The sequence below is a fragment of the Paraburkholderia polaris genome, assembly GCF_012927345.1.
GTDB lineage: Bacteria > Pseudomonadota > Gammaproteobacteria > Burkholderiales > Burkholderiaceae > Paraburkholderia > Paraburkholderia polaris.
The window spans coordinates 1-20780 of record NZ_JABBGJ010000079.1 but is presented as its reverse complement, the minus strand read 5'-3'; the positions used below and the strand labels follow the sequence as shown (position 1 = coordinate 20780).

The 20780-nt window shown below is 59.1% G+C and carries 20 protein-coding genes and 4 pseudogenes; 17 read left to right on the top strand and 7 right to left on the bottom strand.

Annotated elements, in window-relative coordinates; genetic code table 11:
• The 3 genes and pseudogenes from HHL24_RS41340 to HHL24_RS44935 form a co-directional block, all read left to right on the top strand.
• A pseudogene (locus HHL24_RS41340) lies at positions 1 to 232 on the top strand (IS6 family transposase); the annotation flags it as partial.
• Positions 233 to 477: 245 nt separating this feature from the next.
• On the top strand, positions 478 to 657 hold the full coding sequence (locus tag HHL24_RS44435) for a zinc-binding dehydrogenase (protein WP_329606832.1): 180 nt from the start codon (positions 478 to 480) through the stop codon (positions 655 to 657).
• 95 nt (positions 658 to 752) lie between these two features.
• A complete protein-coding gene (locus HHL24_RS44935; RefSeq protein ID WP_329606831.1) occupies positions 753 to 893 on the top strand; it encodes a zinc-binding dehydrogenase in 141 nt (46 codons plus the stop codon).
• 55 nt (positions 894 to 948) lie between these two features.
• Here HHL24_RS44935 and HHL24_RS41330 read toward each other — a convergent pair whose 3' ends face one another.
• Positions 949 to 1632, bottom strand: coding sequence for a FadR/GntR family transcriptional regulator (locus tag HHL24_RS41330; protein ID WP_169491039.1), 684 nt, complete (start codon positions 1630 to 1632; stop codon positions 949 to 951).
• 576 nt (positions 1633 to 2208) lie between these two features.
• On the opposite strand from HHL24_RS41330, the gene HHL24_RS41325 reads away from it, so the two are divergent.
• The 6 genes and pseudogenes from HHL24_RS41325 (at position 2209) to HHL24_RS45345 (ending at position 9190) form a co-directional block, all read left to right on the top strand.
• A complete protein-coding gene (locus HHL24_RS41325; RefSeq protein ID WP_206003252.1) occupies positions 2209 to 3720 on the top strand; it encodes a sugar ABC transporter ATP-binding protein in 1512 nt (503 codons plus the stop codon).
• Positions 3717 to 4733 carry an ABC transporter permease gene (locus HHL24_RS41320; protein ID WP_169491034.1) on the top strand — a complete coding sequence of 339 codons (1017 nt, stop codon included), beginning with the start codon at positions 3717 to 3719 and terminating at the stop codon, positions 4731 to 4733. Before HHL24_RS41325 ends, HHL24_RS41320 begins: the two co-directional genes overlap by 4 nt.
• A gap of 83 nt (positions 4734 to 4816) precedes the next feature.
• Positions 4817 to 5761 carry an ABC transporter substrate-binding protein gene (locus tag HHL24_RS41315; protein WP_169491033.1) on the top strand — a complete coding sequence of 315 codons (945 nt, stop codon included), beginning with the start codon at positions 4817 to 4819 and terminating at the stop codon, positions 5759 to 5761.
• 103 nt (positions 5762 to 5864) lie between these two features.
• On the top strand, positions 5865 to 6875 hold the full coding sequence (locus HHL24_RS41310) for a zinc-binding alcohol dehydrogenase family protein (protein WP_169491032.1): 1011 nt from the start codon (positions 5865 to 5867) through the stop codon (positions 6873 to 6875).
• 2 nt (positions 6876 to 6877) lie between these two features.
• Entirely contained in the window at positions 6878 to 8077 is a 1200-nt protein-coding gene (locus HHL24_RS41305) for a mannitol dehydrogenase family protein (RefSeq protein ID WP_169491031.1), read from the top strand.
• A 97-nt stretch (positions 8078 to 8174) separates the two neighbouring features.
• Positions 8175 to 9190 (top strand): annotated as a pseudogene (locus tag HHL24_RS45345) (IS110 family RNA-guided transposase).
• A gap of 518 nt (positions 9191 to 9708) precedes the next feature.
• Here the strand turns inward: HHL24_RS45345 and HHL24_RS41295 are convergent.
• Positions 9709 to 10413: an IS6 family transposase gene (locus HHL24_RS41295; protein ID WP_169491030.1), complete on the bottom strand. Its 705-nt coding sequence runs from the start codon at positions 10411 to 10413 to the stop codon at positions 9709 to 9711.
• 64 nt (positions 10414 to 10477) lie between these two features.
• On the opposite strand from HHL24_RS41295, the gene HHL24_RS41290 reads away from it, so the two are divergent.
• Complete coding sequence (locus HHL24_RS41290) at positions 10478 to 10765, top strand: IclR family transcriptional regulator domain-containing protein (RefSeq protein ID WP_456238537.1); 288 nt, start codon at positions 10478 to 10480, stop codon at positions 10763 to 10765.
• The gene (locus HHL24_RS45265; RefSeq protein ID WP_169491037.1) at positions 10750 to 10935 is read left to right on the top strand and encodes an IclR family transcriptional regulator domain-containing protein; all 186 of its coding nucleotides are present in this window, start codon (positions 10750 to 10752) and stop codon (positions 10933 to 10935) included. Before HHL24_RS41290 ends, HHL24_RS45265 begins: the two co-directional genes overlap by 16 nt.
• An 81-nt stretch (positions 10936 to 11016) precedes the next feature.
• On the opposite strand, the gene HHL24_RS41280 is transcribed toward HHL24_RS45265, so the two are convergent.
• A complete protein-coding gene (locus HHL24_RS41280) occupies positions 11017 to 11613 on the bottom strand; it encodes a 2-hydroxychromene-2-carboxylate isomerase (RefSeq protein WP_169491028.1) in 597 nt (198 codons plus the stop codon).
• A 285-nt stretch (positions 11614 to 11898) separates the two neighbouring features.
• Between HHL24_RS41280 and HHL24_RS45260 the strand changes: the two are divergent.
• Positions 11899 to 12038 (top strand): annotated as a pseudogene (locus tag HHL24_RS45260) (IS3 family transposase); the annotation flags it as partial.
• 56 nt (positions 12039 to 12094) lie between these two features.
• On the opposite strand, the gene HHL24_RS41270 reads toward HHL24_RS45260, so the two are convergent.
• From HHL24_RS41270 to HHL24_RS41265, 3 genes and pseudogenes are all read right to left on the bottom strand, one after another.
• Positions 12095 to 12523 (bottom strand): hypothetical protein, encoded by a 429-nt coding sequence (locus HHL24_RS41270; RefSeq protein WP_169491023.1) that lies wholly within the window; start codon positions 12521 to 12523, stop codon positions 12095 to 12097.
• Between the two features lie 155 nt (positions 12524 to 12678).
• Positions 12679 to 12995, bottom strand: a pseudogene (locus HHL24_RS44420) (xanthine dehydrogenase family protein molybdopterin-binding subunit); the annotation flags it as partial.
• Positions 12996 to 13719: 724 nt separating this feature from the next.
• Positions 13720 to 14301 (bottom strand): TetR/AcrR family transcriptional regulator, encoded by a 582-nt coding sequence (locus HHL24_RS41265; RefSeq protein WP_169491027.1) that lies wholly within the window; start codon positions 14299 to 14301, stop codon positions 13720 to 13722.
• 15 nt (positions 14302 to 14316) lie between these two features.
• Here HHL24_RS41265 and HHL24_RS41260 point away from each other — a divergent pair, with 15 nt between their 5' ends.
• The 5 genes from HHL24_RS41260 (at position 14317) to HHL24_RS41240 (ending at position 20399) form a co-directional block, all read left to right on the top strand.
• Positions 14317 to 15318 carry an SDR family NAD(P)-dependent oxidoreductase gene (locus HHL24_RS41260; RefSeq protein ID WP_230417794.1) on the top strand — a complete coding sequence of 334 codons (1002 nt, stop codon included), beginning with the start codon at positions 14317 to 14319 and terminating at the stop codon, positions 15316 to 15318.
• A 653-nt stretch (positions 15319 to 15971) separates the two neighbouring features.
• On the top strand, positions 15972 to 16547 hold the full coding sequence (locus tag HHL24_RS41255; protein ID WP_169491035.1) for a TetR/AcrR family transcriptional regulator: 576 nt from the start codon (positions 15972 to 15974) through the stop codon (positions 16545 to 16547).
• Positions 16548 to 16561: 14 nt separating this feature from the next.
• Complete coding sequence (locus HHL24_RS45255) at positions 16562 to 17125, top strand: enoyl-CoA hydratase-related protein (protein WP_169491026.1); 564 nt, start codon at positions 16562 to 16564, stop codon at positions 17123 to 17125.
• Positions 17126 to 17589: 464 nt separating this feature from the next.
• Positions 17590 to 18333 carry an SDR family oxidoreductase gene (locus tag HHL24_RS41245; protein WP_169491025.1) on the top strand — a complete coding sequence of 248 codons (744 nt, stop codon included), beginning with the start codon at positions 17590 to 17592 and terminating at the stop codon, positions 18331 to 18333.
• Positions 18334 to 18359: 26 nt separating this feature from the next.
• A complete protein-coding gene (locus HHL24_RS41240; RefSeq protein ID WP_169491024.1) occupies positions 18360 to 20399 on the top strand; it encodes an NADPH-dependent 2,4-dienoyl-CoA reductase in 2040 nt (679 codons plus the stop codon).
• A 243-nt stretch (positions 20400 to 20642) separates the two neighbouring features.
• On the opposite strand, the gene HHL24_RS41235 is transcribed toward HHL24_RS41240, so the two are convergent.
• Positions 20643 to 20780: transposase (locus HHL24_RS41235; RefSeq protein WP_169488769.1), on the bottom strand; the 138-nt coding region annotated here is incomplete at its 5' end.

Here is a 20780-nt window from a genome sequence, read left to right as displayed (position 1 = left end):
ACGCGTAAACAACCGTGCTGAGAACAGCCACCAGCCGACCCGCAGGCGCGAACGACAGATGTGCGGCTTTCGCGATGCGCGTCGCACGCAGGCGTTCCTCTCATGCTTCGGCCCAATCCGGCAGCACTTCGCGTTGCCCAGACATCAGATGAACGCGGCATGTCATCGTGCCGTACTCCAGGAACGCTTCGCCACATGGCATGGTTGGACTGTTACTGCCGCAGTCGAGTAAGTTATCTGATAAGGATAACTATGCTTTAGATACTCAGGTAGTCTACGCCCGACAAGTTGACAGAGCCATATGAATGCCTGTTTACTGCCGGAAAACTGAAGGAAACCGAAACGGTACTGATCCACGCCGGAGCAGGTGCATTGGGACTGGCGGCGATCCAGCTCGCCAAGCGAGCCGGAGCCCGGGTTCCGGCGACAGCGTCCGACGATTCCCGTCTTTAGCAACTCAAGCCTTTCGGCCTCGATCTGGGCATCAATTATAAAAATGACGACTTTGTCGCGAAGGTTATGGCCAATACCGGTGGACAGGGAGCCGACGTCGTTCTGGATAGCATCGCAGGGAAAAACCTGATTCGCAGCATTCAGTCGCTGGCCTACGGCGCACGCGCCATCGCGGTGGGCGTCTCAGGCCGCGATAGTGAATAGCTCGACCCTGTCACGCTTTGGCGAGGCAACAACAGCTTGCACGGCGTGTACTTTCCCAGTTCCCTCGTTCGGGAGCACGAACGCGTCCATGCCAGGTGCACGAAATCCTCACCACCGCCGCTCGCGGCGAACTGAGCGTGGTCATAGATCAGGTGTCTCCACTCGATCAAGCCGAACAGGCGCATCGATATGTGCTGAGACGACGTGCCTTCGGTCGTGTATTGCTGCGTCCGTGAGTTCGCGAGAACCTGGAGACCAGAACACCGGTTTGCACGAATCCACAATCGGGTTTCATCCCGTTTCAGTCCATCGTATTTCAGATGCCTTCAGATGGCTGCGCATCGCCGATTGGGCGGCGAGCGGGTCGCGCTCCTCGATCGCACGATATATCGCCTCATGCTCCTCAAGGGCCGCCACCCAGGTCTGACTCGTCTCCGCATGGCCGCTAAGACGCGCCGAAATCGGGCTATGCCGTTCGTCGAATAGTTCGATCACCATCCGGACCAACACAAGGTTGCCGCTCATCTCGGCAATACAGACATGGAATGCGCGGTCATGCTCGAGCGGAGAACGCCCTGCCTTGACCTGCGATCGCATCGCATCGAGCGTCTCGCGCAAGCGGGCCAATCGCCCGGGTGTAATCAGCGCGGCGGCCAGCACGATCACCGATCCTTCCAGCACCGCGCGCGCCTGCATCAACTCAGACGGGCTTTCGCCCAATGCAGCGATTGCATTCGATGAGCGTTCCAGCGCCCGGCATACGTAGACGCCAGAGCCCTGGCGAATCTCGACGGAGCCCGCGATCTCGAGCGCGATCAACGCTTCGCGCAAGGATGGCCGCGAAACGCCAAGTTGCTGCGCGAGATCACGCTCAGGTGGCAAACGCGCGCCCGGCGCAAAACCGCCTGACTCAATCAATGAGCGGATCTGGTCGGCAATGTGCTGATAGAGACGCTTGGTCTCTACCTGTTTCAGTTGCGTGCCTGTCAAATCGCCTCCTAGCAAAGGCTTTGCCTGGCGAGCCATAGGAATGTCTCATGTCGATACAATTGGCCGGGCCAATTTGCCGTTACCCGACTACGCAAAGATTATAGGTCACGCCGCTGCGCAATAGCCAATTCACCAGACATTGCGCTGCACATAAGGGAATTCACTGTTTTTCCGCAAGTTCAAATCAGCTATTACCACTATTGGCCTAGCGGGCACATATAAAAGTGGCTTGACCAATTTACGATGCCTACCTATGATCAATCAGTCCTCTCGCCGCTCGCTGTCGCGCCGGCTGAAGGCTAGATCCGCCAAGAACGGAACGACGTACCCGCCAACCTGCGGAGTCACGAATTGGAGACAGACTTGCTGGAATTCTCGAGCCAGCCCGTGCCGCGCCGACCTCTGCCGGTGCGTTCGGACTCCGGTCATCCCGATCGCCTTGACGTTGAAGCCGTCACGGAGGAGCACCTCGCGTCTGCCCCCGCGTCAGCTTCCGGACCGGCAAACACACCGACCGCCGATACTACGTTTGGCGCCGCGCGGCCCGACCAGAGCCCCGAGTTGCTGCGCCTCACGGGTGTGACCAAGCGCTTTCCCGGCGTAGTGGCGCTCGACAGCGTCGACTTCGACCTGAGGCGAGGCGAAGTCCACGCCGTATGCGGCGAAAACGGCGCCGGCAAGTCGACGCTAATGAAAATCATCAGCGGCCAGTATCCGCCCGACGACGGCTCCATCGTCTACAAGGGTAACGACTGCCGCTTCGCTACGTCTCTCGAAGCACAGGCCGCGGGCATCGCCATCATCCACCAGGAGTTGAACCTGGTGCCGCATCTGTCGGTGGCCGAGAACATCTTTCTCGCCCGCGAACCGCGTCGCGGCATCTTCGTAGACCGGGCACGGCTGCGCGCCGATGCGCAGCGCTGCCTCGACCGGCTCGGCGTCGACATCGCGCCGGGGACGCTCGTGCGCACACTTTCGGTTGCGCAACGCCAAATGGTGGAAATTGCCAAGGCGCTTTCGCTAGACGCCGAAGTGCTGATCATGGATGAACCGACCTCGTCCCTCACGGAGACAGAAACCAGCCAGCTCTTCAAGATCATCCACGAACTGAAACGCACAGGCGTCGGGATCATTTATATCTCCCACCGGCTCGACGAAATGACCGAGATCGTCGACCGGGTTACCGTGATGCGCGACGGACGTTATGTCTCGACGGATGTGTTTCGCGAAACCACCATCGATAAGGTGGTAGCACGCATGGTCGGCCGTTCGCTCGAGGACAAGTTTCCGCCACGCACGTCCGGGCCGATCCACGAGGTCTTGCTGTCGGTCGACCGGCTCACGCGCACGAATGTCTTTAGCCCCGTCAGCTTCGAACTGCGACGCGGCGAGATCCTGGGTTTCGCCGGGCTGATGGGTGCGGGTCGCACCGAAGTGGCTCGCGCCATCTTCGGTGCCGATCTGCCCGACAGCGGCACGTTAAGGCTAGGCAACGAGACCCTTGCCATCCGCTCGCCGATCGACGCTATCCGGCACGGCATTGCGTATCTGTCCGAGGACCGTAAGGCCAACGGTCTGTCGGTCAACATGCCTGTTGCCAGCAACATCACGCTGGCCCACATGGATGCCGTGTCGAACCGCTTTGGGTTTATCCGCTTCGCAACCGAGGCCGCCGTCGCACAGCGCTATATCGACAAGTTAGGCATTCGCACCCCGAGCGTCAGGCAGATCGCCCGCAACCTTTCCGGCGGCAACCAGCAAAAGGTCGTCATCAGCAAGTGGCTGTTTCGTGATTCACGCGTGCTGTTCTTCGACGAGCCCACGCGTGGCATCGACGTCGGCGCCAAATTCGCGATCTACGAATTGCTCGACAAGCTTGCGGCACAAGGCATTGGCGTCGTCATGATCAGTTCGGAACTGCCCGAGATACTCGGTATGACTGACCGCGTAGCTGTGTTTCATGAGGGCAACCTCGTCACCATCCTCGACACCCGTCAAACCAGTCAGGAAGAAATCATGCATTATGCCTCGGGTCGCAGGGTAGCAGCGGACGCATCGGGAGCCTCGCAATGAGCACGGTTACACGTCCCAGCCCATCACTCGCCAATGAACGGCGCAAGGACCTGATCCAGAAGTTCGCTGCGTTCGCCAGCCTGATCGTAATGATCCTGGTGTTCTCATCCACGAGTGAGGCCTTCCATACAGTCGACAACGCGATGACCGTCGCGCTGCAGGTGACGTCGATCGCCTACCTTGGCGTCGCTGCGACCTGCGTAATCATCACCGGCGGCATCGACCTCTCGGTTGGCTCGGTACTCGCGCTCTCCGGCGTGGTGGCCGCGCTCGCAGTGAAGGCCGGCATGCCCGTCACCATCAGTATGGTGCTTAGCATTGTAGTCGGCGCACTGTGCGGCGCAGTCAACGGTCTGTGCGTGACGCGCATGCGGCTGCCGCCATTCATCGCCACACTGGGCATGATGCTGGTGGCGCGTGGCCTGGCACTGCAAATCACGGGCGCGCGGCCAGTTTCGGGACTCGGCGAAGCCTTCGGCGTGCTTGGCAACGGCTCGCTCTTCAGGATCGAGACGATCGGCGCAGACGGCTTTCCGGACGTGACGTTTCCCGGCATACCCTACCCAGTCTTGTTGATGATTGTCATCGCCGTTGCGGTGTCGATCATGTTGAGCCGCACGACGCTCGGCCGCCATATCTACGCGGTCGGCTCGAACGCTGAGGCAGCCCGGCTTTCGGGCGTCAACGTTGCACGCGTGACGATGTTCACTTATGTGCTGTCCGGCGCACTTGCAGGTGTCACCGGCTGCGTTCTGATGTCGCGTCTGCTGACTGCGCAGCCCAATGAAGGTGTGATGTACGAACTCGATGCCATTGCCAGCGCTGTGATCGGCGGCACTTCGCTTATGGGCGGCGTCGGCACGATCTCGGGCACGGCCATCGGTGCTTTCGTGATCGGCATCCTGCGTAATGGCTTGAACATGAATGGAGTGTCCAGCTTCATTCAGCAAATCATCATCGGCCTGGTGATTCTGGGCACTGTCTGGATCGACCAGCTCCGCAATCGCCGGTGAAGTCCATCGATGCTTCGGGCCAGCCTGGTCAGCAGCACCGAGAAGTCCATGTACGACAACAAATCCTTCAGAGGAGTAGACACATGCGCACTTTCCAATTAAGTCTGCTGGCTGCCACCCTTATGCTGGCAACCGGACTTGCTCACGCCGCCGGTGGCGAAATTGCCGTCATCGTCAAGACCTCAAGCTCGAACTACTGGCAAAACGTCCAGAAGGGCGCAAACGCCGCCATGGGTCAGATCCAAGGCTACACGATGACCTTCCAGGGACCAGCAGCTGAAACGGCTATAGCCGATGAAGTCAACATGGTCGAGAACGCGGTGAATCGCAAGGTGGCCGGCATTGTGCTGGCGCCCTCCGATCCGGATGCGCTCGTACCTGCCGTCAAGAAAGCATGGGAGGCTCATATCCCGGTCGTGATCATCGATTCCGCGCTCTCCGATTCCGGCAAGCAGTACTACCAGTCGTTCCTGTCCACGGACAACAAGAAGGCGGGCGAACTGTGCGCCAAGGCGTTGATCGATCACGTCGGTCAGACGGGCAAGATCGCCATCATGTCTTACGTCGCAGGCGCGGGCTCCGAAATCGGCCGGGTCGGCGGCTTCCGCGACTATCTGAGGGCGCACTCGCAATTGCAGGTAGTCGGTCCGTTCTATTCGAACTCGCAGATGGCGACCGCGCTGAATCAGACCACGGACACATTGACCGCCAACCCGGACCTCAAGGGCATCTTCGGTGCGAATGAGCCGACCGCAGTAGGCATGGGCCGCGCCCTCGAACAATCGGGCAAGGCGGGCAAGGTGGTGGCAATCGGTTTCGACGGCAACCAGGACATTCAAGGCTTTATCAAGGACGGAACACTCACTGCCACCGCCGTTCAGGGTTCATACCAGATGGGCGAGCTTGGCGTAAAAACGGTGGTGAGCCTGATCGAGAAGAAGGCGGTGCCGAAGGACCTCGACACGGGCGTGGTGATGGTGAACAAGGAGAACATCGACAAGCCTGAGGCGAAAAACGTGCTGTATTGATCGACCGGGCGGGTCCAGGCGCCTCGATCGAGATGGGACCCGCTGCAAATGATATTGAGACCACTCTTGCGCCGTTTCAGGCGGCGACGACACAGGGATTGCCATGCTTACGGTGATATGCGAGACACCAGGAACGCTGAGCGCACAGGAACGGCCCAAACCTGAGGCCGGAGAAAATGACGTGCTGGTGCGCGTCAAGCGTGTAGGCGTGTGCGGGACAGACTTGCATATTTTCACAGGGAATCAGCCTTATCTGGCTTATCCGCGCGTGATGGGCCACGAGATGTCCGGCATCGTCGAACAGGCGCCGGCGCACAGCGGACTCGTTGCTGGCGACCCAGTTTATGTGATGCCCTACCTCTCGTGCGGCCAATGCATCGCGTGCCTTCGCGGCAAGACCAACTGCTGCGTGAATATCCAGGTATTAGGGGTGCATCGTGACGGTGCATTCACCGAGTACCTGAGCATCCCCGCGCAGTTCGTCCACAAGGCCGAAGGCATTACGCTCGACCAGGCGGCCATGGTCGAGTTCCTTGCGATCGGCGCGCATGCGGTCAGGCGTGCCGAAGTCAAGCAAGGCGAGCGGGTCCTCGTAGTGGGCGCCGGTCCGATTGGCATGGCGGTGCTGACGTTTTCCAGACTCCGGGGCGCAGCCGTTACAGCCCTGGACACGCGTGCAGACCGGCTCGACTTCTGCGTAACGGAACTGGGCGTCGCGGCAGCCGTGCAAATCGGAGAGGACGATACGGCGCAACTGTCAGCCCTCACGGACGGCGACTTCTTCGATGTCGTGTTCGATGCAACCGGCAACAATAAAGCAATGGAGCGAGGCTTCCAGTTCATCGCACATGGCGGCCGGTACGTACTAGTGTCAATCGTGGCTGACACCATTACTTTCTCCGACCCCGAGTTTCACAAACGCGAAGCCACGCTGCTCGGCAGCCGCAACTCCACGGCTGAGGACTTCGATACGGTCGTCAAGGCAATGCGGGCCGGACAGATCCCGGACCGTGCGCTCAATACGCATCGAATAGCGCTGTCCGATGTCCCTGCTCAATTTGCTACGCTGCTCGATCCGGCCGGCGGTGTCGTTAAAGCTATTGTGGAATGTTAGGCATGCGAATTTCGCATGAGGAAGCACAAACATTGACCGCACCTCTAGAGCAGCCCATCCTCCAGTTCGGCACAAGCCGTTTCCTGCAGGCACATGTTGATCTTTTCGTGTCGCAGGCACTCGAGTCGGACGAGTCAGGCGCGGCGATAGGTGGCATTACCGTGGTTCAAACCACCGAAAGCGCCGACAGCGCCATGCGCATCGGTGCGCTCTCGAACGACGGCGTCTACCCGGTGCGCATACGAGGACTGCAGGCAGGCGAAATCGTCGACGAGACGCTCACCGGACGTGCGCTCCGCCAAGCCGTGCATGTGCGTGAGGATTGGGCCCGGATCCGCGCGGCGGTCTCCGGTCCGGTGCAGATAATTGTTTCGAATACAGGAGACCGGGGTTACCAGCTCGATGGCCGCGATAACGTCCGCGATCTCGCCGATCCAGCCCTCGTACCACACAGTTTCCCTGCCAGACTGCTCGCTCTGTTGCACGCGCGCTGGCAAAGCCGGCCCGACGTACCACTGTCGCTGTTTCCTTGCGAACTGATCGAGAGAAATGGCGACGTGCTACGCGGGATTGTCGTGGAGCTCGCGTCGCAATGGGGCTTACCCGGCGACTTCATTCGCTATCTCGCCGAACATTGCGTGTGGGCCAATTCACTCGTTGACCGGATCGTGTCGGAGTCGATCAGGCCTGTGGGTGCGGTCGCCGAACCCTATGCCCTGTGGGCGATCGAAAGGCAGCCGCGGTTGCAGGTGCCGTGTGTCCATCCTTCGATCGTGCTTACCGACAATCTGCAGCATTTCGAGCGGCTTAAGCTATTCCTGCTGAACCTCGGGCATACGTTCCTCGCCGAGCGCTGGTTGCGCGACGCGCGCCCGGCTGACGAGACTGTCTACAGTGCGATGAATGACACTGTCCTGCGGACGGAACTCGAAGCGGTCTGGAGCGAGGAAGTAATACCCGTATTCGACGCACTGGGGGAACGGGACGATGCACTCGCCTACGTGGGCCAGCTCCGTGAGCGGTTGCTGAATCCGTTTCTCGACCACCGGCTCGCTGATATCGCGCAGAATCACGCAGAGAAAAAACAGCGCCGGATTTCCTCGTTGCTGGCATTAACGGCCTCTTTGATGCCGGCAAGGGGCATGCGAATCGAGCAACCACGCCTGACGGGCATGCTTGCCGGTCGAATCTGGGGCGACTAAGGCATTGATAATCATATAGCCGGCCTCGCGCCGTTCCGGTAGGACGGCTGGCGTAGAGTCAGGGTTGCGACACCGACGTGACGCACAGGAGGCCGGCATGAAAAAGTTTAGCGGAATCGACCTGCACTCGAACAACAGTGTGGTCGTGGTGAGCGATGAGGTGGACCACATCGTCTATCAGCGGCGGTTGCCCAACGACGCGTTGCAGATCCGCGCCGCACTGGCGCCGCATCGCGAAGAACTGGAAGGTGTGGTCATCGAGGCGACGTACAACTGGTACTGGTTGGTCGATGCACTGCTTGCGGATGGATACCATGTTCATCTCGCCAACCCGGCAGCGATCAGGCAGCACGAGGGGCTGAAATACAGTGGTGATTTCACCGATGCGGCCCATCTCGCACAATTACTGCGTCTGGGGCTGCTTCCCGAAGGCTACATCTACCCCGCGGACGGACGGCAGGTACGCGACCTCGCAGCAAACGGATGCAGCTCGTGCAGTGCCGTACCGCCCAGATTCTCGCGATCGGCAACCTGTTCGCGCGGCATACTGGTTCGCAGATGCACGGGCCGCAGGTCAAGCGCCTCGATGGCGCGCAGGTGAGCCGATTCGGTTTTGCGCCCGACGTAACGCTCGCGATCCGGGCCAACCTGGCGGTCCTGGGAACGCTTCAGCAGCAGATCGAGATCATCGAAAGGCGACTCATGCAGCAGGTGAAACTGAATCCGGATTACGCGCTGCTGAACACGGTGCCCGGCATTGGTCCGGTGCTGGCGACCACTATCATGCTGGAAACTGGCACCATCTCGCGATTTGCCACCGTTGGCCACTTCAGTTCTTACTGTCGCTGCGTGGACAGCAGGCGCGAAAGCAACAGCAGGAAGAAGGGCGAAGGCAACACGAAGAACGGGAACCGCTATCTGGCATGGGCGTTTGTCGAAGCGGCCAATTTCGCGATCCGTACGTGTCCGCAAGCCAGGCGCTTTTACGAACGCAAGAAGCGAATGCGCAACGGCATCGTTGCGATCAAGGCACTAGCGCACAAGCTGGCTCGCGCCTGCTATCACATGCTTCGGGAGCACAAACCATTTGAGACAGTTCGCTGTTTTGGCTAGCAGGTGATGCAAGGGGAACGAACCCGGTAACTTGACTGGTGCACAGCCATGGCTTTGATTGGGTCTTCCCTTTGCTTCACCTCACCGACTGTCTGCAAGCAATCGGGTCGCCCGGGCGGGGAGCCACGTTTGACTGGCGTTGCACACGCAACAGCCACGGCTTTGCCCAACCCCTTGGACCTCGTCCGGCACCAACGTTTCTCCGGGGCGGCCATGGCCGCCAGGGCACACGTGACTTACCTCACGGCATGCTTGATCCAGATGGGTGTCTGGTGCGATCCGTTTCGCAACCAGCTTTGAGAAACCGGATGCGATATTGATCATGCAGACAGGAGACGCACCACAAGCGTCCTTGCGATTGCCATGTCGATGGAAAACATATCGACATGGCAATCGCAAGGGGGAAGAGATTTGTACCTTGACTCCGGCCGACTAATGGGTGTCAAGTTACCGAGAGTGAGACGGCACGACGGCAGGTGTGACGACTATCAGAAAGCGGTCGACGGATTTTGGGCGAGTTAGGCGAATTCGCGCCATGCAACGAACCGGGCCGCGAGTTGTTTGCGATAGAGTGAAGCGCGCAGCAAATGCCGCTTGAGCGCGAAAAGTTGCCTGATCGGTCCGAAGCACGAGAGAAATTTCTGTGTGCGTTTCGGGTCGCGAAAGCCGCGCATGCGACGCGCGCGCTCACGTGTCGGTTGGTGGCTATTCTCTGCGCGGTTGTTCAGCCGAGCTGCCGCTTTGACAAACACGTGCTTCACGTTCGCAAGTTCCGGGATCTCGGCTTTTGCCGCCGGATAGCTGCGCAACTGATCGGTGACGATCTTGCGCGGAACCGGGCTCGAACGCTGCACACGCTTGAAGAAGCGTTTGGCAGCGGCTTTGTCGCGCCGCTTTTGCAGCAGGATGTCGAGTTCGGCGCCATGCTCGTCGACCGCACGCCACAGCAGGTACGGTTCGCCACGAAGCGTGACGAACATCTCGTCGAGGTGCCACGTACTACCCGGCTTGCGTCGCACCGCTTTCACTCGATGACCAAAGCCCTTACCAAACTTGTCACACCAGCATCGGATCGTCTCGTGTGTCACGATCACGCCGCGCTCGAAAAGCAGTTCCTCGATGTCGCGCAGGCTCAATTGGAAGCGGAAATACCATCGAACAGCGCAGCTGATGACACTAGCCGGGAAACGGTGACCGTGATAGCGCGATTTCGATTTCTTCATCGCGCCATCTTATCCGACGAGTCACGCAACCTGACAACGCCCCGGTGAATCCTGTTCCGTCTGCGTGCTTGACGATACCGATGTCGTGTACATCGGGCGTGCTTCAACCAAGAAGATCATGTCGATCAATCTTTCAGTCGGAACTCGCCTTCCCGCGTGGGCAACAGCGACCGGCAGAGTGCTGCTTGGCGCACTGGATGAATTTAAGAGGAGGGAGAGACTTGCGCGAAGCGAAGTTGCTGCGCATACGGGCACCACGCTGACGTCCTTCGACGACCTCATCAACGCAATAAGCGACGCTCAGCGCGATGGCGGCTACGCTTTCACTTCCAGGAACTGGAAGCAGGTCTGACTGCGGTAGCGGTTCCGCTAAAGGACAAGTCAGGCCGGATTCTGGCAGCGATGAACGTCGCCGGTCACGTTCATCGCAATTCAAGAGAGAGAATGCTCAATGAGCATCTTCAAGTTCTTCAGCTAGCTGCCAACGAAATCAACCTCGCGCTAGCATCACGCGATCGCTGAGTGAAGCGGCAGTTCGCTTGACCGGTCACACGGGTTGACGGGCAATCTTGAAGTTTGGCTCGTTGCCCGGGCGCTCCCATTTTATTCAGCTCTCAGCGCGTCGCTCACGAAGTCTAGCCGATCCTGGCCAAAGAACATTTCCATTCCGACGAACATTGTCGGAACCCCAAATACGCCGCGACGCACAGCCTCATCGGTGTTGGCCTTGAGCGCATCCTTCACTTCGGAGTCATTCACCAGCACGAGTAATTCATTCGGCATGACGCCCGCTTTCACAAACGCGCCTGCCGCAATTTCGGGATCACCCATATTCAGGCGATCCACCCATATTGCGCGGAAAGTCTCCTCTAAAAATGCGTCAAATCGATCCGGCCGCCGCAACTGCACGCCGACCAGCGCGCGCATCAGATGAAGGGTGTTGATGGGAAAATACGGATTATGCGCGAACGGCACATCGTAGCGCCGAGCATATCGGTCAATGTCGCGCGCTACATATCGTCCCTTGGCCGGAACAGCGGCAGGCGATGCGTTCCCCGTTTCCCGAAAGACGCCTCCCAGGAGAATCGGCCGATAGACCAGCTTCGCATCCTCACGTGAGCATAGGAGCGGCAGCTGCGTCCACGCGAGATAGCTCGTGGGACTCCCAACATCGAAAAAAAATTCTATCCGCTTGCTCATCACTTCTCCTCCCCATAGATAACGAACGTTTATTAAATGGACGTTATGTTATTGTTTCATTAGTGTCAATACGTGAATGCTAGGATGCTGACGCATGGCGCCGCTGCCTTTCGGCTTACAAAGCCCGTGCTTAACAGCACGCACGTGCGCCAATATGTTGACCCGGACAACGTTCGCTATTTTCAGACGCTTGTCAGGAAATCGTTCACAGAAGGGCAAGGTTGCACTCGTCGTCGGTGCCAGCGACGCTACCAGGAGGGATGCGCTCAAGCAGCGCATGGAGCTGGCATTGTGAAAAGCTTCGTGAAGACGATGAAGTGTGACTACGTCGCGTTTATGCCGGAGCCCGACGCTGCCACGGGTGCCCGCAAGCCATCGCATTCGAGTACGACAACGAGAAACATCCCTACGGCGCGTTATCGTATAACTGGACGACTCACACAGTCTGGCTCCGGCCGCCTATGTCACGACTGGGGCGCCGTCATTCCATCCGCGATCTGCTGGTCATTTGGCACCGGTCCGTACTTCCGCATCGATACGACGCGGAAATGCCGCCAATTACCAGATCCTTCGTACCGTTCAAACGAACGTTTTTCAATGATGACGGATCCTTCTCCAGCACGTTCGGATTCCCGGCCAGCGGCGCGATTGTCTGCGCAAAATCGCGTCCACCGACCCAATGGCAGTGCATGCAATACGCCGCACAAACGCCCGCTTTCGCATTGTTCACAAGACGGTTCAGTGATACCTTCATTGCTCGGTGGTTAAGCGTAAGAGGCGGCGCTCCGTTGCTGTCCGCCGGACGACGCGACCTCAGGTATGTGGACGTCGCGGCGATATCGGCATCGCTCATGCCCTGCGTGCTCTTGCTGATCCCGCTGGACATCAAACCGCCGGTCTCCACGAACACGTGCGGTTCCTGATTGTTCCAGCGACCCCGGCCGAAATTGTCCTCGGCGGTCAGGAACGCGCTGCGCTTTCATCCAGCGCCCACTCCCGGAAAGCGATACCACACGGCGTATGATAGGAGCCACCGTGCCTCAGGCCCTGAAATAGATAAGCGCCACCGAAAATAGTGCCGCCCGGAATCTGCGCCCCAATCGTGTTCGGATGACCACCACGCTGCAGTTGACAGCGCAAACCACGCGGCTCAGTCGCACCTCCTCGTGATCGACCGAGATGTCCGCGACCATGCTGAGGAAACGGCCGAACGCATACATCACCGCCGCGCCCCGCCCCTTGTCCCTTGAACACGACATTGCCCCACCCCGCCGCCCGGGTCGCGACGTTGAGCAAATTCAACGCGTGCGGGGTCTCGCCCAGTAGATCACGCGGTATTTGACCGGATTGACCTTGGCGTGCGCGGCCAGTTCGTCTATATAGCACGAGTGTGCTGCGGCGCCTTCAAGATACGCAGTGCTGGCGCCACCCTGGGCCATACCGCAGCCAAAATTGGTGCGGGTCAACCCGCCCGGATGATGTTAAGCGTTGTCATGGAGACTCCAGATCGACAGATCTTGTGCGTATTCAATATTGCGGAACTCGTCACAGGCGTCGGCCGACAACCGAATCCGACCATTGAGGGCCGGACATAAGCCACTTGCGGACAGGGCAGACTGGCGACCGCGGCCGACGCGCTCCACTACTTCGCAAAGTCTGAATACGCTTTGCTACGATTCGCTTCGTTCGTGCCGACTCCAGCGATATCCGCGCGGTTCGGGGGGGACAATTTTCCTCTTCGTCCTTCGGCAGCCTCCGCTCGAAAACCCTTTTGTACAACGGATCCTTCACGTGCTGCCGGGTAAGCCCTTCATCTGCACGAGCCGTGGGACCAAGGCTAGAGCGAGCAATGCAACAACGACTGGCTGTACACTCATTTTCATTTCTTTACCCGTTGCGAAAGCAATGCAACACATTTCGACAACGGCCCCCTGCCGCATCTCGATACGGCTAGGCGCTCGCGCTTGTCGATAGCTACTTACCGGCGACTACGTCCCGGTGACGTCCCGGTGACGTCGCGGTGCCATGCATCCCTGTGCGGTTGTATTCATTATCAACGTTTGGGCGTTGAGCCTACTGTCTCCTCGTAATAAGGGCACGGACAGGCTAGCGCGCAGCACCCTCCTGCGTCATGACCAGTGCCAGCGACGCAGCGAGAATCGACTTCGCCAGCTTGTCGTCGTCCACGGCGCGCGCAAGGGTAATGGCCCCCACGATGATCGCGACGATACCGAGCGCCGCGTCTTCGTTATCGCCGGCCGCGGCCTGCGCGATTTGTGATGCCAGCTTGCGCACGTAATGGGTCAGTTGCTCCCTGACATCTGGATTCGCATGCCGCGCTTCGCCGGCGAGCGCGCACAGCGCGCAGCCAGTGCCAGGATTTTTCACGTGGCGCTCATTGAGAAAAACTTCGGCGATGGCCTGCAAAGGCGTTTCGCCACGCTTGACGGCGCCGTTTGCGAGCGATGCGATGCGCTTCTCGCTCTGACTCACCGCATGTTCCAGCGCCTCAAGAATCAACGCGTCACGCGACGAAAAATGCCCGTAGAACGCGCCGTGCGTAAGACCCGCACTGCGCATGCACTCGGCGACGCCAAGCGCCTCGATACCGTTTTCGCGAATCTGGCGCGACGCGTTTTCAAGAACCCGCTGCCTGCTCTCAGCCTTCTGTGCCTGTGAATAACCCACTTTTTTTACCTCCCCATGCTTGACAATCTGCATGACGGGCATAATACTGAGTTTCTGTATTATGATCAACATGCAGAATGGGATGTTGATGAAGCTCCTGTTGGGTTGGAGGCGGCAGCTATCCTGCTCCGCTCGACAGCATTTTTTACAAGGTCTTCGCGAGGCTTTTGCGCGTCGGACGACAACGGCTTTCAGCGCGTTTGCGGCGCGGTCTCGCGGCTCAATACACAGGAGAAGACTATGCGTTTCACTGGAAAGACAGCGCTCGTTACGGGGGGCAACAGCGGTATTGGCTTTACCACAGCGAAGCTTTTGATCGCGGAAGGCGCCCGTGTGGCGATCACCGGCCGCGATCGCACAAAACTCGATCAGGCGGTGGCCGACCTTGGTGCCAACTCGCTGGGCATTCAGGCCGATCTCGATGATGAAACCGCGGTCGAGTCGGCGTTCAAGCAGATCAAGGAAGTTTTCGGCTCGCTCGACATCGTGTTCGCCAATGCCGGCATCTCCGGTCCGACACCCCTAGGCGGCACGACGGCGGCGGCATTTGAAGCGATTCTTCGCACCAATCTGACAGGTGTCTTTCTCACAGTGCAAGCGGCTCTTCCATTGATGGGCGTGGGCGGCTCGGTCATCCTGAACGGCTCCGTGATGCGTGAGCTGGGCTCTCCCGGCTCAGCCGCTTATTCCGCGACGAAAGCGGGCGTGACCGGTATGGCGAAGGTGTTCGCATCCGAGCTGGTGCAGCGTGGCATTCGCGTCAACACGGTGATCCCCGGCGGCACGCGCACGCCGATCTGGACGCGTGGCGCAAGGGCCGGCGCAACGCTGGACGCAACCGAAGAAGCCTTGGCACCGGCCATTCCGATGGCGCGCCTCGCGACGCCGGAAGAAGTGGCCAAGGCCGTGCTATTCCTCGCGTCCGACGATGCCTCCGGTATTACGGCAGCGGAAATTGTCGTAGACGGCGGCACCATCGGTGCGCCGCGGGGCGCGCCCATGTACCGCAAGGCGTGATGCTCCCTTGATGTTCGCTTGATAGCAAATGGCAGCCGTTCCGCGCGTCCATGCTGATGCGTTCGGCTGCCCCTCGATTTGTCAGCATGAAACCGAGCACAATGCCCGGAACGGCCATAACGATTTTCACCCCGCTCCGGTCTTGCAGCCGTCTGACTGCGCGGCCAGAAAAGCGGCGTCACGCCGTGGCCGGGAGTCACGTCACGAATGAACATCGAGCGTCGAACAATTCGGAGAAAACGGGTAACGGGTCGCGGTCCGCCAAGCACGCTGGCGCAGCGTTATGAGTCAGGTTGCAGCCGGTCAGGTTTTGCCCGGCCGGCGTTCACACGGCCCAGATCTGCGAGGCGTCCGATCAAGCGTGTAGCGCAAGATATCTCAGCGTCCTGGATGATGCGTTCGCGCCAGTCCTCGCTTCCAGCAAGGCGATGGAAATCGCGCTGCGCACCCCACAAAACGCCCGGCCTTCTTTCACGTTCGCGCCCTGATCACTTGCGCTTTCACGAAAGCAAGATCAGGATCCGCCTGTGCGACGCCCATTGGCGGACAAAGCGTTCACCAGCTTGCTCGCCACCTGAAAGGTCACGACTGTTTAGTAACCTGACGTTATGTTATCGTTGCTCTAGTGTCAATACATGGACGTGAGGGTGCTGATGCGTTACTCGATAGCACACAAGGAAGAAACACACCGGCGGCTGCTGGAAAGCAGCTGCTCCATCGCCAAGCAGCATGGCTTTGACTCGACTGGAGTTGACGGCCTCATGTCGGCCATCGGCATGACAAGTGGAGCGTTCTATACCCACTTCAAATCGAAGGAAGAACTCTTCAAAGTCATTATTGAACGCGAAGTGGACAACAGTTGCAGAATGCTCGCTGGTGAGGATGAGGACGGCGTGACGAGCCTCGAGAAGGCTGTTCGCGGGTACCTGAGTTCCTACCATGCGCTTCATCCCGAGGCTGGCTGCGCGTTGCCGACTTTAGGCGCTGAGATCGCCCGCTCGGGCCCCGACGTAAAGCAGGTGGCCGAAGACGGACTAAAAAGGATGCACGGTACATGGAGTGAACGGCTAGACGATGCGGACCATGCCTGGGCGCTTATCTCGCAGTGCGTCGGCGCTCTCGTTCTTTGCCGCGTCGTGGAAACGGAGAAAGCGCGTAAGCAGATTCTCGCGGCTAACAGACGTTCGCTGACAAAGACTTACTTTCAGAAACGAACACGCAAAGCCTAACGGTCCGTTAGAGCGTGCGGTCGCTCATAAACCTACGAAAACCGGTCGTCGCGGCGGCGAACGGACTAGGAGTTGGCATTGGTGCCACATTACATCTGCATTGCGATATCGTCTACGCTTGCGACAACGCGCAAATACAGTATCCGTTCGTCAAGCTCGCACTCTGCCCCGAATTCGCGTCCAGCATCCTGCTGCCTTCGGTCGTCGGATGGCAACGTGCAGCCGAGCTCTTCCTCTTGGGAGAGCCGTGCCCCGCACAGACTGCCTATGCTTGGGGGTTGGTGAATAAGGTTTTCGCTCCTCAGGACACACTTTCAAGCGCCATTTCTGCCGCTCACCGCTTCGCCCAGATCCTACCAGAATCTGTCCTTGTCACCAGGTCTCTAATGAGAGACCGGTTCACGCCGGATATGACCGACCAGTTCGAACTCGAACTTGAGCACTTTCGCGAAAGGCTGAGTTCGCCCGAAGCGAAGGAAGCGTTCAAAGCGTTCGCTGAGCGCCGCCCGCCTGACTTCTCCCCGTTCCAACACTGCGGAAAGAACGGGGATAGAACCGATCGCGCATACGGAGTCTGAAAGCTCCAAGCGAAAGATAGCCTTCAGCGGCTGAGATCGCCCGCTCGTGTCCAGACGCAAAGAAGGGGCTGAAGAGAAACTGAGGTGATTGCACTCTCCACGCCATGAGCGGCTAGAGGATCCCGACCACGCCAGGCCGGTGAGCTGGCAGCGCGTCGGCGCTCCGGTTCGTTGTCGCGTCGTCGAAACGGAGAAAACGCGTAAACAGATTCTCGCCGAGAACCGATGTTCGCTGACAAAGACGCACTTTCAGAAGCGAACACGCAAAGCTTGTCGACCCGTTAGAGCGGCAGGCGGCAGCTGGCGATCCGGCCGGCGGCCACGCAGTTCAGATGGCTTGCCCTTGATGTCGAGCAGCCCAGTGGATCTGCGCCACACTCGCCTCTTTCAAAACCCGCGCTTGACAGCCCGCGAGCGCACCGATATCTTCATTTAGATAACGTACGTTATTTAAAGGAGACAAGATGTCAGAAACCAGTTCGGAGAAGGGTAAGGTCGCACTCGTCGTCGGTGCCGGCGATGCCACCGGAGGAGCAATCGCGAGGCGGTTTGCGGCAGAAGGATTCGTCACTTGTGTGACGCGCCGCACGGCGGAGAAGCTTGAACCGCTTGTTGACCAGATCCGCGATCTCGGCGGCGTTGCGCACGGCTTTTCGTCCGATGCCCGGAAAGAAGAGGATGTGGTTGCACTGATCGAGCGCATCGAGTCGGAGGTGGGACCTATTGAAGTTCTGGTCTTTAACATCGGCGCGAACGTGCCGTGCAGCATCCTGGAGGAAACCGCGCGGAAGTACTTCAAGATCTGGGAGATGGCATGCTTTGCCGGCTTTCTCAACGGTCGCGAGGTGGCAAAGAGGATGGTCGCGCGTGGCAAGGGCACCATCATCTTTACAGGAGCGACTGCGGCACTGCGGGGATCGGCAAACTTCGCCGCGTTTGCCGGAGCCAAGCATGCTTTACGGGCTCTGGCCCAGAGCATGGCCCGCGAGTTGGGCCCGAAAAACATCCACGTGGCTCATGTCGTCGTTGACGGTGCAATCGACACCGAGTTCATCCGGACAAACTTCCCTGAAAAGTATGCGCAAAAAGAAGTGGACGGCATCGTCGACCCGAAGCACATAGCCGACAACTATTGGCAGCTTCACCGGCAGACACGCGATGCATGGACGTTCGAACTTGACCTGCGTCCGTACAACGAACGTTGGTAGAACCGAAAAGAACAAGAGAGAAAAATATGGAAAAAGAACAGTTCCCTCGCCTGCTCGCACCGCTCGACCTAGGATTCACAACGCTGAAGAATCGCGTGATTATGGGTTCGATGCACACTGGGCTCGAAGACGAAGAGCGTCTGGATCGCCTTGCGGCGTACTTTGCGGAGCGCGCACGCGGCCAGGTCGGGCTCATTGTAACCGGCGGGTTCGCGCCGAATCGCGAAGGGGCCGTGGCGCCATCAGCCGGCGCGATGCTCGATTCTGGCGATGCTGCTCGCCATCGGGTCGTAACCGGCGCTGTGCATGCCGAAGGCGGAAAGATCGCAATGCAGATCCTCCATGCAGGACGGTATGCGGCACATCCACAAGCAGTTGCGCCATCGCCATTGCGCGCACCGATATCTCCGATTACGCCGCGCAAACTCGGCAGCGACGAGGTGGACCGCCACATTGCCAATTTCGTCACCAGCGCCGTCCTCGCCCGTGAGGCCGGCTATGACGGCGTTGAAATCATGGGATCCGAAGGCTACTTTATCAATCAGTTCCTGACCGCGAATACAAACCAGCGCACCGACAAATGGGGCGGTGACTACTCGGCGCGTATGCGTCTGCCGGTCGAGATAGTCTCGCGCACCCGCCAAGCCGTGGGACCGGACTTCATCATCATCTACCGCCTGTCGATGATCGACCTGGTTCCGGGCGGTAGCGACTGGCAAGAGGTGGTCATGCTTGCTCGTGCGGTTGAAGCCGCGGGTGCCACGATCATCAACACTGGCATTGGCTGGCATGAAGCGCGCATTCCGACGATCGCGACGTCGGTACCCCGGGCAGCATTCGCGTGGTTGACAAAAAAAATGAAAGGCGAAGTCGGCATTCCCCTAGTCGCTTCGAACCGAATCAATACACCCACCGTTGCGGAGGAGGTACTCGCCGAAGGCTGCGCCGACCTTGTCTCGATGGCGCGTCCGATGCTGGCCGACCCCGAGTTCGTAAAAAAAGCTGCAACCGGTAGGTCGAACGAAATCAACGTCTGTATCGGGTGCAACCAGGCCTGTCTCGATCACATTTTTTCCAACCGTGTTGCGAGCTGCCTGGTGAACCCACGCGCATGTCACGAAACAGACATCGTGCTTAAGCCGGCTATCGAGGCACGCCGCATTGCAGTTATTGGTGCTGGGCCGGCGGGCGTATCCGCAGCCGTCACACTAGCTGAGCGTGGCCATGAGGTGCATCTGTTCGATGCAGCGGACCAGATCGGCGGCCAGTTGAACATGGCTAAAGTCATACCAGGCAAGGAAGAATTTTTTGAAATGCTAGGTTATTTTGAGCGACGCATCCAGCAAACGGGCGTCAGGCTCCATCTGGGTGAAAAGGTGACTGCCAAGCAACTGGTCGACCGGAATTTTGAAGAAGTGGTCATTGCAACCGGGGTAAAGCCACGAGAGCCCAACATTCCAGGTCAAAACCATCCCAAGGTACTGAGCTATATCGACGTTCTTCACGATCGCAGACCCGTCGGCAAAAGCGTTGCAATCATCGGTGCGGGCGGCATTGGTTTTGATGTCGCCGAATATCTCGTCGAACCTGCGCAGCGTGAGGCGCCTACCGTGGCTCAGTGGCGCAAAGTCTGGGGCGTCGGCGATCCGGAGCTTGCACGGGGTGGCGTCGAAGGGGTGAGACCGGCTCCCGACGCGCCCTTTAGGAAGGTATGGCTGTTTCAGCGCAGTACCGAGAAAGCTGGATCCCGTCTGGGCAAAAGCACTGGATGGATACATCGCGCCGCGCTCAAGATGAAGGACGTGAGCGCCATTGAGGGCGTAAATTACGAGCAGATTGACGACCGCGGCCTTCTCGTGTCATTCGGGCCCGAGCGGCTGGAACCGACCTGGTTTGACGTTGACAATATCGTACTCTGCACGGGCCAGGAGCCCGTGCGCGACTTGGTTGAACCGCTAAAGGCGGCCGGACTGAAAGCGCACGTTATTGGAGGCGCCGATGTGGCGGCCGAACTGGATGCCAAGCGAGCCATATCTCAAGCGACGAGACTTGCCGCAATGATCTAGCGGTCGCTTCCGCGACCATTTCGGCCAAATCTGCCGTGTGCCTTGGTCCGTGTGCGTTCGAGGCACAGCGGCGCATTTTCTTTGTTAGGGAAGGTCTGAACAACCCGTTTCTGCTTTGGATTTCCAGCTCGCACAATGGAGCGAAGATCACATCGTCACCTGCGACTGCGGTGGAGCGCTACCGGTCGCATCCTGGCGGTCCGAGCCTCGCCTTTACCGCACGCCTTCGGCCTTCGTTGCGCTTCACAGCATCTTGCGCGCCATCCACAGATTAGCCAGCGCGAACTGCGTTTCGATCTGAGCCGTGTTCTTCGCCAATCCTCGATACCGCGCCTTCAGATAGCCAAACTGACACTTCAGCACCCGAAACGGATGTTCCAC

What these genes read in the sequence shown, in the direction of transcription:
- HHL24_RS41320 (WP_169491034.1), top strand. Translation starts at nt 3,717, where the DNA reads ATGAGCACGGTTACACGTCCCAGCCCATCACTCGCCAATGAACGGCGC.
- HHL24_RS41315 (WP_169491033.1), top strand. Translation starts at nt 4,817, where the DNA reads ATGCGCACTTTCCAATTAAGTCTGCTGGCTGCCACCCTTATGCTGGCA.
- HHL24_RS41310 (WP_169491032.1), top strand. Translation starts at nt 5,865, where the DNA reads ATGCTTACGGTGATATGCGAGACACCAGGAACGCTGAGCGCACAGGAA.
- HHL24_RS41305 (WP_169491031.1), top strand. Translation starts at nt 6,878, where the DNA reads ATGCGAATTTCGCATGAGGAAGCACAAACATTGACCGCACCTCTAGAG.
- HHL24_RS41295 (WP_169491030.1), bottom strand. Translation starts at nt 10,413, where the DNA reads ATGAAGAAATCGAAATCGCGCTATCACGGTCACCGTTTCCCGGCTAGT.
- HHL24_RS41280 (WP_169491028.1), bottom strand. Translation starts at nt 11,613, where the DNA reads ATGAGCAAGCGGATAGAATTTTTTTTCGATGTTGGGAGTCCCACGAGC.
- HHL24_RS41260 (WP_230417794.1), top strand. Translation starts at nt 14,317, where the DNA reads ATGCTTGACAATCTGCATGACGGGCATAATACTGAGTTTCTGTATTAT.
- HHL24_RS41255 (WP_169491035.1), top strand. Translation starts at nt 15,972, where the DNA reads ATGCGTTACTCGATAGCACACAAGGAAGAAACACACCGGCGGCTGCTG.
- HHL24_RS41245 (WP_169491025.1), top strand. Translation starts at nt 17,590, where the DNA reads ATGTCAGAAACCAGTTCGGAGAAGGGTAAGGTCGCACTCGTCGTCGGT.
- HHL24_RS41240 (WP_169491024.1), top strand. Translation starts at nt 18,360, where the DNA reads ATGGAAAAAGAACAGTTCCCTCGCCTGCTCGCACCGCTCGACCTAGGA.